The 12,063-nt window shown below is 68.5% G+C and carries 10 protein-coding genes; 3 read left to right on the forward strand and 7 right to left on the reverse strand.

The features are described 5' to 3' along the window. Nucleotides 1-226 precede the first annotated feature (226 nt). Nucleotides 227-2,659: a PAS domain S-box protein gene (locus tag H261_RS23215; RefSeq protein WP_161625003.1), complete on the reverse strand. Its 2,433-nt coding sequence runs from the start codon at nucleotides 2,657-2,659 to the stop codon at nucleotides 227-229. A gap of 232 nt (nucleotides 2,660-2,891) precedes the next feature. Between H261_RS23215 and H261_RS04090 the strand changes: the two genes are divergently transcribed. Further along, a complete protein-coding gene (locus H261_RS04090; RefSeq protein ID WP_008614617.1) occupies nucleotides 2,892-4,052 on the forward strand; it encodes an efflux RND transporter periplasmic adaptor subunit in 1,161 nt (386 codons plus the stop codon). Nucleotides 4,053-4,064: 12 nt separating this feature from the next. Further along, nucleotides 4,065-7,244, forward strand: coding sequence for an efflux RND transporter permease subunit (locus H261_RS04095; protein WP_008614619.1), 3,180 nt, complete (start codon nucleotides 4,065-4,067; stop codon nucleotides 7,242-7,244). A 10-nt stretch (nucleotides 7,245-7,254) separates the two neighbouring features. On the opposite strand, the gene H261_RS04100 is transcribed toward H261_RS04095, so the two are convergent. The 6 genes from H261_RS04100 to H261_RS04125 all read right to left on the reverse strand — a co-directional run bounded on the left by H261_RS04100 (nucleotide 7,255) and on the right by H261_RS04125 (nucleotide 11,244). Further along, on the reverse strand, nucleotides 7,255-7,611 hold the full coding sequence (locus H261_RS04100; RefSeq protein WP_008614622.1) for a c-type cytochrome: 357 nt from the start codon (nucleotides 7,609-7,611) through the stop codon (nucleotides 7,255-7,257). A gap of 62 nt (nucleotides 7,612-7,673) precedes the next feature. Further along, the gene (locus H261_RS04105; RefSeq protein WP_008614642.1) at nucleotides 7,674-8,837 is read right to left on the reverse strand and encodes an NAD(P)/FAD-dependent oxidoreductase; all 1,164 of its coding nucleotides are present in this window, start codon (nucleotides 8,835-8,837) and stop codon (nucleotides 7,674-7,676) included. A gap of 4 nt (nucleotides 8,838-8,841) precedes the next feature. Beyond that, on the reverse strand, nucleotides 8,842-9,006 hold the full coding sequence (rd, locus tag H261_RS04110) for a rubredoxin (protein WP_008614643.1): 165 nt from the start codon (nucleotides 9,004-9,006) through the stop codon (nucleotides 8,842-8,844). 32 nt (nucleotides 9,007-9,038) lie between these two features. Continuing rightward, complete coding sequence (locus H261_RS04115) at nucleotides 9,039-9,242, reverse strand: rubredoxin (protein ID WP_008614660.1); 204 nt, start codon at nucleotides 9,240-9,242, stop codon at nucleotides 9,039-9,041. 23 nt (nucleotides 9,243-9,265) lie between these two features. After that, entirely contained in the window at nucleotides 9,266-9,742 is a 477-nt protein-coding gene (locus tag H261_RS04120; protein ID WP_008614666.1) for a rubrerythrin family protein, read from the reverse strand. Nucleotides 9,743-9,852: 110 nt separating this feature from the next. Further along, entirely contained in the window at nucleotides 9,853-11,244 is a 1,392-nt protein-coding gene (locus H261_RS04125) for an efflux transporter outer membrane subunit (RefSeq protein ID WP_008614668.1), read from the reverse strand. Nucleotides 11,245-11,515: 271 nt separating this feature from the next. Between H261_RS04125 and H261_RS04130 the strand changes: the two genes are divergently transcribed. Then, nucleotides 11,516-12,058: a recombinase family protein gene (locus H261_RS04130; RefSeq protein WP_008614669.1), complete on the forward strand. Its 543-nt coding sequence runs from the start codon at nucleotides 11,516-11,518 to the stop codon at nucleotides 12,056-12,058. Nucleotides 12,059-12,063: the final 5 nt, after the last annotated feature.

Below are 12,063 nucleotides of genomic sequence, written 5' to 3' on the forward strand. Positions count from 1 at the left end.
CAGCGAAGGGCAGATACAAAACAACACCAATGTGAAATAAAGTAAAAAAATATCCATCGCCCCGTCAAGGCCCGCCACTTCTCCTTATATTTCACAAACTTAGACATCTACCATCACAAGAAGTTGCCCCTTTGCCATCAACCGCCCCCAGGGCAGCCACACCATTTCCTTAGTCATAAGCCGACCATGGCTTTTGGCAGTGATCTGCTGTTGTTGTGCTGAAAAATCAACCCTGGGTTTCGCCCAGGGTGAAGCGGAAGACGCTGCCCCGCCCCGCCTCGGACTCGACCCAGATGCGGCCGCCGTGGCGCTCGATGATCTTCTTGCAGATGGCCAGCCCGATCCCGGTGCCATCGTAGTGTTCCCGGGTATGGAGACGCTGGAAGACCAGGAAGATGCGGTCGAAATAGGCGGGCTCGATGCCGATGCCGTTGTCGGCCACCGAGAACACCCAGCCCCGTGGCCCGGATTCGGCGGACACGGTGACCCGCGGCGGGCGCTCGGGCGAGCGGTATTTCAGGGCGTTGCCGATCAGGTTCTGGAACAGCCGCAGGACCTGCGAGCGGTCGGCGGTGACCGGGGGCATGGGCCCGATCTCGATGCTGCCGCCGGCCTCGGCCAGGGCGGCTCCAAGATTGCGCCGCACCTCGTCCAGCACCGTGCCCAGACCGAACTCGGTGAACTGGCCGCCCAGCCGCTCCACCCGTGAATATTCCAGCAAGTCCTGGATCATGGCCTGCATGCGCTTGGCGCCGTCCACCAGGAAGGCGATGAACTCGTCGGCGTCGCCGTCCAGCCGGCCGCGATAGCGCCGTTCGATCAGCTGGGCATAGCCGGAGATCATGCGCAGCGGCTCCTGCAGGTCGTGGGAGGTGACATAGGCGAACTGCTCCAACTCCTTGTTGGAGGCGTCGAGACGGGCCAGCAGGTCGGCGGTGCGGGCCTCCATCTCCTTGGCGGCGCTGATGTCGCGGCAGATGAACAGCAGGCAGTCCTGGTCGTCGAGCACCACCTCCTGCACCGAGACCAGGACGTCGAACACCTGGCCGTCCTTGCGCCGCAACCGGCTCTCGAAATCCGCCGCCTGCCCGTCGCGGCGGATCTGCCGGACCAGCCGGGCGCGGTCCTCGGGCTCGGCCCACACCCCCAGATCCAGGGCGGTCCGCCCCAGGAACTCGTCGCGCGAATAGCCCAGCATGGCCGAGAAAGCGTCGTTCAGCTCGATATAGTGTCCGTCCCGGGTGGCGGAAATCACCATGGCGTCGGGACTGGCATGGAAAGCCTTGGCGAACTTTTCCTCGGAAAGCCGGAGGCGGCGCTCCGCCTCCTTGGCGGCGGTGATGTCCTCGATGGTGCCGACCATGCCGCCGGCCGGCCCCGCCTCGTCCGACAGGGCGGCGGCATGGCCGCGCACCCAGCGCAGGCTCCCGTCGCCCCGCATCAGACGCATCTCGGCCAGGAACTCTCCCTCCCCCTGCACATGGCGGCGCCACAGCGCCCCCACCGCCTCGCGGTCGTCGGGGTGGACCACGTCGCACCACTTGCCGCCTACCATCTCGTCCCGGTTTCGCCCGGCCAGTTCCAGCCAGCGCTCGTTGACGTAGAGGCAGGTGCCGTCGGCATCGCTCTGGAACACCCCCACCGGCGAATGCTCGGTGAGCATGCGGTAGCGGGCCTCGCTGGCGGCCAGGGCCTGCTGGACCCGCTGGCGCTCGGCCAGGCGGCGGTCGGAGATCACCGCCAGCCCCAGGGTGACCAGCGCCAGGAGCAGGGTGGCGCCGCCCTGCAGGGCCACATCCCACCGCCACGAGGCCAGGGCGTCGTCCAGGGACATGCCCACCGCCACCACCAGCGGATGATTGTCGAACCGGCGATAGGCGATCACCCGCTGGCGACCGTCGGTGACGGAGGTTCCGATGAGGGTACCCACGGGAATCCGCGCGACATGGGCCATGACCTGCCCCTGCGCCACCGACTTGCCCCGCCACTTGTCGCTGTCGGGCAGCCGCGCCAGGATGATGCCGTCGTCGCGGATCAGGGTGGCCCGCCCACCGTCGCGGGGCAGGATCGAGCGCAACTCGTCCTCGAAGATCTTGGGGTCGAGCGAGACGGCCACCACCCCCAGCAGCCGGCCGCCGCCATCGCGGACCGGACGGGCGACGACGATGCTCCGGGCCGCCACCACCCGGCTCTGCAGCGGGGCGCTGACCGAGACCGAACGGGAGGGATCCTCGAGCAGGGACTTGAAGTACTCGCGGTCATGGACATCCGTTCCCGCCATGCCCGGCATGGTTCCCGCCACCATGATTCCCCGCCCGTCGATGAAGACGGCGCTGCGGATTTCCGGGATCAGCTTCATCCGGTTGCCCAGGGCGGCAAGGGTGCGCTGAGGGTCGTCGGGAACCCCGCCGGGGGCGGCCTCCTCCATCTCGGACAGCAACTGGTCGATGCCGCGCAGGATACCGGAGATATGCTCCTCCGACACCCGGGCCAGGGCCTGCACCAGGTATTCGGTGTCGGCGATCTCCTTGCGGTAGGTTCCCACCGCCTGCCAGACGGTCAGCGCCGCCAGGCACGGAATCACCAGCGCGGCCAGCAACCGGGCCCGCCAGGCATTGACGGGACGCGCCACCGCCGGGCCGGCGCCACGCTGCGACATATCGGGGCCCGGGTCCGGCTGATGCGCGTTCATACCGGAAGAATACATGCGGATGGTATGCCCTACAACCACGGCTCCGCGATTCCCGCGTCGCTTCCGGCTCTTCCTATTGACCGGATGCCCCGCCGCTCGCTAAAACCGAACCGTTCAGTTCAGTTCGGCTGCCGGCTTGCATCCGCCGGGCGGCCGTGACCATCTTTTCCCCACACACTCGCCGATACGAGACCGGACCATGGACAGTTCACCGCGCCGTTCCAAGCTTCCGCTGCCCGTCCTGCTGCTGGGCGGACTGGCGCTGGCCGGAATCGCGGCGGGGGTGGCCTCGTTCTGGCCCCTCGGGTCCCGCCCGGCCGGAGGCCCGCCGTCCGGCGCCCCGACGGTGACGGTGGCCCCGCCGCTCAGCCGCCAGGTCATCGACTGGAACGAATATACCGGCCAGTTCGCCGCGGTGGATTACGTGGAGATCCGCGCCCGGGTCAGCGGCTATATGACCGAGGTGCACTTCACCGACGGCCAGATGGTCAACAAGGGCGACCTGCTGTTCGTCATCGACCCCCGGCCCTACGAGATCGCCCTGGCCTCGGCGCGGGCCAAGGTGGACCAGGCCATGGGCACCAAGGAATACACCAAGCGCCAGTTGGCCCGGGCCGGCGAACTGCACCGCAAGGAATTCGTCGCCGAGAGCACGCTGGACCTCCGCACCGAGGAATCGCGCGGCGCCGGCGCCACGGTGGAGGCGGCGCGCGCCGCCATGCGCGATGCCGAGCTGAACCTGCAGTTCACCCGCGTCACCGCCCCCATCGCCGGCCGCATCTCGGCCAAGCAGGTCAGCGTCGGCAATCTGGTCACCGGCGGCCCCGGCGTGTCGTCGCCGACCCTGCTGACCACCATCGTGTCCCAGGACCCCATCCACGTCACCTTCGACCTGACCGAGGCCGACTACCTGGCCCAGGCCCGGCGCGGCAATCCGGTGGGCGCGGCCGTGCAGCTGCGGCTGATGAGCGAAAGCGGCTGGCCGCGCGAGGGCCGGCTGGACTTCGTCGACAACCAGATCGACAAGGGCACCGGCACCATCCGGGCCCGCGCCGTGCTGGCCAATCCCGACGGACAGGTGCCGGCCGGCGCCTTCGGCCGGGTGCGCCTTGCCGTCTCCGAGCCCTATGACAGCCTGATGGTGCCCGACACCGCCATCGTCACCGACCAGTCGCGCAAGCTGGTGATGACCGTGAAGGACGGCGCCGTGGTGCCCAAGCCGGTCAAGCTCGGCCCCAAAGACGGCGATCTGCGGGTGATCAAGGAGGGCCTTGGCCCCGATGACCAGGTGATCATCAACGGCCTGATGCGGGCGCGGCCCGGCACCAAGGTCACGTCCCAGCCCGGAAAGATGGAATAGGGACCACAGCAGATGCGCCTGTCCCACTTCTTCATCGACCGCCCCATCTTCGCCACCGTGGTCTCGGTGCTGATCACCATCATCGGCGCCATCAGCTACTTCACCTTGCCGGTGGCGCAGTATCCCGAGATCGCGCCGCCGACCATCGTGGTCAGCGCCTCGTATCCCGGCGCCTCGGCCCAGGTGGTGGCCGACACCGTCGCCACGCCGCTGGAGCAGCAGATCAACGGCGTCGAGAACATGCTGTACCTGAACAGCCAGGCCACCGGCGACGGCAACCTGAAGCTGACCATCACCTTCGGGCTGGGCACCAATCTCGACACCGCCCAGGTGCTGGTGCAGAACCGGGTGGCCATCGCCACCGCCCGCCTGCCCGACGACGTCAAGCGCATCGGCGTCACCGTGGCCAAGAACTCTCCCGACATGCTGATGGTGGTGCATCTGAACTCGCCCGACGGCTCGCGCGATCAGCTGTACATGTCCAACTTCGCCACCCTGCAGATGATGGACGTGCTGGCCCGCCTGGACGGCGTCGGCGACGTGCGCATCTTCGGGGCGCGCGACTACGCCATGCGGGTGTGGATCGACCCCGACCGCGCGGCGGCGCGCAACCTGAGCGCCGGCGAGGTGGTCAGGGCGCTGCAGGCCCAGAACGTGCAGATCGCCGCCGGCGTGCTGGACCAGCCGCCCCAGCCGAGGCAGGGCGCCTTCCAGTTCTCGGTGCAGACCCAGGGACGCCTGGCCGACCCCGCCCAGTTCGAGAACGTCATCGTCAAGACCGATGCCTCGGGGCGCATCGTCCGCCTGCGCGACGTCGCCCGGCTCGAGCTGGGGGCGCAGGATTACAGCGTCAACGGCTATCTCGACGGCAAGAACGCGGTGCCGGTGGCGGTGTTCCAGCGCCCCGGCTCCAACGCCCTGGCCACCGCCGACCGGGTCCTGGCCAAGGTCGAGGAGATGTCGCGGACCTTCCCGTCGGGGGTCGCCTATACCGTCGCCTACAACCCCACACAGTTCATCGCCCAGTCGGTCAAGGCGGTGATCAAGACCATCTTCGAGGCGGTCGTCCTGGTGGTCTTCGTGGTGATCCTGTTCCTGCAGACCTGGCGGGCCTCGCTGATCCCGCTGGCCGCCATCCCGGTATCGCTGGTCGGCACCTTCGCGGTGCTGGGCGCCATGGGCTATTCGCTCAACAACCTGTCGCTGTTCGGGCTGGTGCTGGCGGTGGGCATCGTGGTCGACGACGCCATCGTGGTGGTGGAAAACGTCGAGCGCAACATGAAGGACGGCATGAACTCCCGTTCCGCCGCCCACCAGACCATGGACGAGGTGGGCAGCGCCCTGGTCTCCATCGCCCTGGTGCTGTGCGCGGTGTTCATTCCCGCCGCCTTCATCCCCGGCATCTCGGGCCAGTTCTTCCGCCAGTTCGCGGTGACCATCGCCGCCTCGACGGTGATCTCGCTGATCGTCTCGCTGACCCTGTCGCCGGCGCTGTGCGCCCTGCTGTTCCGCGGCCACGGCCCGCTGGACCATCACGACGAGACCGGCTGGCGCAGGCTGGTGGCCCGCTTCTTCGCCGGGTTCAACCGCAATTTCGACCGGCTGGCCGGCGGCTATGGCGGCATGACCCGCTCGGTGGTCAGGAAGTCGGGCCTGATGCTGCTGCTCTATCTCGGGCTGGTGGGCGCGGCCGGCGTCGAGTTCGTCAAGACCCCCAAGGGCTTCATTCCCGAAATGGACCAGGGCTACCTGATCACCGTGGTGCAGTTGCCGCCGGGATCGTCGCTGTCGCGCACCGATACCGTGGTCAAGCGCGTCTCGGCGATCATGGCCGAGACCCCCGGCGTCGCCCACACGGTGACCATCGCCGGCCTGGACGCCGCCACCTTCACCAACTCGTCCAGCGCGGCGGCCATCTTCACGCCGCTCAAGCCCTTCGAGGAGCGCTACGCCCAGGGTCTGTCGGCCAACGTCATCATGGCCGACCTGCGCAAGCGCCTGGGGGCGGTCCAGGAAGCCTTCATCATCACCATCGCCCCGCCGCCGGTGCGCGGCATCGGCACGGCCGGCGGCTTCAAGATGATGCTGCAGGACAAGGGCGGCCACGGCGCCAAGGCGCTGGAGGACGTGGCGGGGGACATGGCGGCGGCGGCCAACCGGATTCCCGGCCTGTCGGGCATCTTCACCCTGTTCAACACCCGGACTCCCAACGTCTACGTCGATATCGACCGGGTGCGCGCCCAGATGCTGGGCGTGCCGGTGGAGCGCATCTCCGAGGCGCTGCAGGTCTATCTCGGCTCGACCTTCGTCAACGAGTTCAACTATCTGGGCCGCACCTTCCGGGTCACCGCCCAGGCCGACGCCCCCTACCGCAACGAGGTGGAGGACATCGCCAACATCAAGGTCAAGAACGACAGGGGCCAGATGGTGCCGCTCGGCGCCGTGGCCTCGGTCCGCTTCGACACCGGGCCCTACCGCGTGCCGCGCTACAACCTGTTCCCGGCGGCCGAGGTCCAGGGCGCGGCGGCGCCGGGCTATGCCAGCGGCTATGCCCTGGAGCAGATGCGGGCCCTGGCCGCCGAGCGCCTGCCCGACGGCTTCGGTTTCGAGTGGACCGAGCTGGCGCTGCAGGAATTGCTGGCCGGCAACAACGGATTGTTCGTGTTCGCGGCGTCCGTGCTGTTCGTCTTCCTGCTGCTGGCGGCCCAGTACGAAAGCTGGTCGCTGCCCGCCGCCGTGGTGCTGATCGTGCCCATGTGCCTGCTGGCCGCCGTCACCGGCCTGATCATCCGGGGGCTGCCCATCAACATCCTGGCCCAGATCGGCTTTATCGTCCTGATCGGCCTGGCGGCCAAGAACGCCATCCTGATCGTCGAATTCGCGCGACAGGCGGAATCCGAGGGCATGGACCGCGTCGAGGCTGCCGTCCATGCCGGGCGTACCCGCCTGCGGCCCATCCTGATGACCTCGCTGGCCTTCATCCTGGGCGTGCTGCCGCTGGTGGCGGGAACGGGAGCCGGCGCCGAGATGCGCCAAAGCCTCGGCACCGCCGTGTTCTACGGCATGCTGGGCGTCACCGGTTTCGGGCTGGTGTTCACGCCGATCTTCTATGTGGTGATCAGGAAGATGGTGGCCGGCCACCACGCCCGCGCCGCCGCCGCCCATGCGGCGGAAGAGGCGCGGGGGCGGTAGCCGGAAGGCGCTACTTCAGCGTCTTCATGTAGGCGATCAGCGCCGCCACGTCGTCGGGATTCTTGGTCCCGGCGAACACCATCTTGTTGCCGGGAATGGTCTCCTTGGGATTGGCGAGATAGGCGGCCAGATTGGCGTCGTCCCAGCTCTTGCCCCAGGCCACCAGGGTGGGGGAATACTTGAAGCCCGCCGCCGCGGTGCCGGCCTTGGAACCCACCACGCCGAACAGGCTGGGACCGACGCCGTTGGCCCCGGCCTCCACCTTGTGGCAGGCCTTGCACGGCGTGAAGGCGGCCGGCGGGTCGGCGGCCCAGGCGGTCCCGGCCAGGGCCATGGCGGCGGCGAAGGCGGCAAGCTGAAGCTTCATGAGAAAAATCCCCCCTATACGTTTGCCCATCCGCCTGTCAGCAAAACACTATTTGATGTTTGTCACAACAGGTCAGGCATCTCCCTGGCCAGGGCCTGGCGCTCGCCGGCCCGCGCGCCCGAAAGGGCGAAGCCCAGGGCCTTGCCGTCGGGGGCGATGAACAGCGCCTTGCGGTCGCGGCCCTCGCCCTCGATCACCCATTCGCCGGCGGCGCCCGGAGCCGGCGGACAGACCACCATGGGCAGGGCCGGGGTCTTGACCACCACCGGCAGGGCGGGCAGCTTCAGCGCGGTCTCCGTCCCCGCCAGGGTGGCGGCCAGGGCCTTGGCCTCGGCCATCAGCGGCAGGACGAAGGGCAGCGGCCCGGCCGGCGTCTCGGCGCAGTCGCCGATGGCGAAGATGTCGGGGTCCGAGGTCCGCAGGAAACGGTCGACCGTGATCCCGCGCTCCACCTTCAGCCCGGCCTCGAAGGCCAGCCGGGTGCGCGGCACCAGGCCGATGGCCGACAGCGCCTGGTCGTAATGAATCATGGTGGCGTCGTCGAGGGCGGCGCGGCCCTTGTTCCAATAGGCCACCGAGCGGCCGAGATGGAAGGTGATTCCGGCATCGCCCAGCGCCCTGGCCATCTCCTCGCCCAGCGCCTGCGGCAGCAGGCGGCCCAGGGGCCAGGGCGCCGGATCGACCACGGTGACGTGGTGGCCGGACCCGGCCAGATCGTTGGCGAATTCCGAGCCGATCAGCCCGGCGCCCACCAGCAGGACGCGCCCCCCCGGCTTGAGCGCGGCGCGCCAGGCGGTGTAATCGTCGAGATCGTTGACCGTGCGGATCTCGGCGTCCTCGCAGCCCTCGACCCAATAGGGCCGGGGATCGGCGCCGATGGCCAGCACCAGCCGGCCATAGCCCAACTCGACCTCGCCGCCGTCAGGGCGGCGCACCACCACTTTCCGGGCATCGCGGCGGATGGCGGCGACCCGGTGGCGGACCAGGATGGTGGCCTTGAGGTCGGCCGCCATCTGTTCGGCACTCTTCTGCACCAGGGAGGACGGGGCCTTGCCCTGGGCGAAGGCGGCGGACAGCATGGGCTTGGAGTAGGACTCGCCGCCGTCGGCGGTGACGATGGTGATGGCGATTCCGGCGTCCAGCTTCCTCAACTCGCGGGCCAGGGTATACCCCCCCAGCCCGCTGCCGAGGATGACCACACCGTTCTCAGCGGCGGAGTTGCTCATGATGTCAGTCCTCCTGGACTTCGAAATCCGACTTGGACACGCCGCAATCGGGGCAGGCCCAATCGTCGGGGATATCCTCGAAGGCGGTGCCGGGGGCGATGCCGTCGTCGGGCATTCCGACCGCCGGGTCATAGACGAAGCCGCACACGACACAGACATACTTCTTCATGACGAGATCCTCCTGGTTGGATTGCTGGTTGCTCAGACGGCCATCTTGGGCGGGATCCAGGCGGTTTCCTGGTGGGGCTCGAAGTCTTCCTTGCTGACCCCGCAATCGGGGCAGGACCAGTCGTCGGGGATGTCCTCGAAGGCGGTTCCCGCGGGGATCCCGTCCTCGGGCAGGCCGAGAACGGGGTCATAGACCAGGCCGCACACCACGCAGATCCAGATCTGATCGTTGCTCATCTTCCGGTCTCCTTATGTGCGGCTCAGCCCTTGTGGGCATTCAGGGTGGCCTGGTAGTGGCCGGCGTGCTTCTCCTCGACCTTGGCCAGGGCGGCGAAGCGCTTGGCGGCGGTGGCGAGGATCTTGGCGAAGCGCTCGGCGTGCTCCTTGGACTCGGCGATCTGCTCGTCCATCTCGGCGACGGCGGCGGAATGCCCCTCCTGCTCGGCCAGATGGCGGAACTTCGGGTACATCTCGGTATATTCGTAGGTCTCGCCGTCGATGGCCATCTGCAGCATCTTCTCGACCGTCAGCTCGGCCTTGGGATAGAGCAGTTCGAGGTGGCCGAAGGCGTGCATGGTTTCCTGCTCGGCGGTGCGCTCGAAGACCTCGGCCACCTCGACGGCGCCCAGCTCGCGGGCCCGGCGGGCGAAGTACAGGTACTTGCGGTTGGCCATGGACTCGCCGGCGAAGGCCGCTTCGAGGTTGGCGATGGTGGGGGAGGCGGGGTTGAAGGCCATTGGGGTCATCTCCTTGGTGTGAACCGATGGACAGACCCTATCGAAAACAATTGATCGATTGAAACGAGTTAAACTTGTTTCTAAAATCGAATTTATCGATTTATATGGGTTTATCCCCCCGCCTGCCAGCCGCCGCCCAGCGCCTTGTAGAGGCCGACCGCCGCCTGCAGCTGGGTCAGGCGGGCCTGGGCCAGGGAATCCTGGGCCGAGAACAGGGTCTTCTGGGTGTTGAGCACGGTGGTGACATCGACGATGCCGCCGGCCAGTTGGGCCTGGGCGATCTCGAAGGCGCGGCGCGCCGTGGCCTCGGCGAGGCGCTGGGCCGCCACCTCCTCGGCGGACTTTTCCACGGCGATCAGGGCGTTTTCCACGTCCGAGAAGGCCGAGGCCACCGCCTTGCGGTAGGTCTGGGACAGCTCCTCGAAGCGGGCGCGCTTCTGCTCCACCGTGCCGGCGATCTTGCCGCCGTCGAAGATCGCCTGGGTGGCGGAGGAGGCCACCGACCACAGCAGGCTCTGGGCGGTCATCATCTTCATGAGGTCCAGGCTCTGGAAGCCGCCCTCGCCGGTCAGCGAGATGGACGGGAACCAGGCGGCGCGGGCCGCCGCGATGTCGGCGTTGGCGGCCCGCAGGGACGCCTCGGCCGATTGCACGTCGGGACGCCGGGCCAGCAGCCCGGACGGCAGCCCCGCCCCCACCGCCGGCACCGCCAGGACGCCCAGGCTCTCGGGCACCAGGCCGAATTCCTCGGGCAGACGCCCCGTCAGGATGGCCAGGGCGTTGTAGTCCTGGCGCATCTGGCGCTCCAGCGGCGCCAGGGTCGCCTTCTGGGTGGCCAGCACGCTTTCCTGCTGCGCCACGTCCAGGGAGGTGGCGGTGCCCGCCAGTTGGCGGTCGCGGAACACCGCCAGGATGCCCTCGGAATTATGGATGGAATCCTTGACCAGCCGGATGCGCTCCTGCAGCCCCAGGATCTCGAAATAGGTGGTCGCCACCCCTGACTGGGCGGTCAGCACGGCGGTCTGCAGGTCGAAGCGGGACGCCTGGGCCGCCGCCTGGGCCGAATCCACCGCCGCCGCGTTCTTGCCCCAGAAATCGATCTCGTAGCTGGCGGTCAGGGTGGCGCTGGTGGTGGTGGTGTGCCGCGCCTTGGTCGTGGTGGTGGTGCTGGCCGCCCGCGAGGCGCGGGCCCGCGTCGCGCCGGCCTCGGCCGACAGCGAGGGCAGCAGCGACGCCCCGGCGATGCCCAGCTGGGCATCGGCCTGCCGCACCCTGGCGGTGGCGGCGGCCAGGTCGAAATTGGCGGTCCGGGCGCCGGCCATCAGTTCGTCCAGGCGGGTGGAGCCGAACTGCCGCCACCAATCGGTCCCCGGCCAGACGTTGCCCCCGGCCGCGTTCGTCCACCGGGCGGGCGGCGGGGTCTCGGGCCGAACATAGGGATCGCCCACCGAGCAGGCCGACAACAGCAGCAGGGCAAGGGCGGGAACGGCTTTCTTCGTCACGTCGGCTACTCCTGGCATCCCGGGTTCAACGACCATCACGGGCGTTGATATTTCGGAGGCGGAAGAATCGGGTTTCGGTCACGGCCGGCTCATATTTGCCATGCGAAACCACAATGCAAAACTCATATGGTGGGAAAAACCCAGAATCTGCGCCACCGGACCACAAGGGATCGTAGGCCGCAGAATCGTGCAGAATCACACTGCATAAACTGTGGACAAGCTGTGGAAAGGCGCTACCCTCCCCCGTGGCGACAACGAGAGCCGAACGGGGATGATCGTCGGGTATTTCCGCAGGATCGACGGTGACGAGGTGGCGGCGCCCATGGCGCTGCTGCGCGCCGAGCGCTGCCTGCGCATCGAAACCGATCCGGTGGGGCGCAGCGATTCCCGCACCCTTCTGCTCGACGGCCTGGACCGCGGCGACGTGCTGGTCTCGCCCTCCCTCGACCATCTGGCGGTCAGCCTGTCCGACGTGGTGCGCATCGCCCGCCACGCGCACGGGCGCGGCGCCACCCTGCGGCTGGTGCTGGAGAAGGTGGACACCTCGCTGCCGGCGGCCCGCAACGTCCTGGTGGCGCTCGACGCCTTCGAGGCGGCGCAGCGGTCGGCGCGGCGCCGGGCGGGGGTGGAGCAGGCCGCCCTGTCGGGCAACCGCCCGGGCCGGCCGCGCAAGCTGGACGCGGCGACGCTGCGCCGCCTCAAGGCCGAAATGGAGGCCGGGCGCAGCTTCGCCGCCCTGGCCCAGGAGCTGGGCATCCACCCGACCACGGTGATGCGCCGCCTGCGCGCCCTGGAGGACGGGGATGGGGGCTGAGGCCC

The sequence above is a fragment of the Paramagnetospirillum caucaseum genome (genome assembly GCF_000342045.1).
Lineage (GTDB): Bacteria > Pseudomonadota > Alphaproteobacteria > Rhodospirillales > Magnetospirillaceae > Phaeospirillum > Phaeospirillum caucaseum.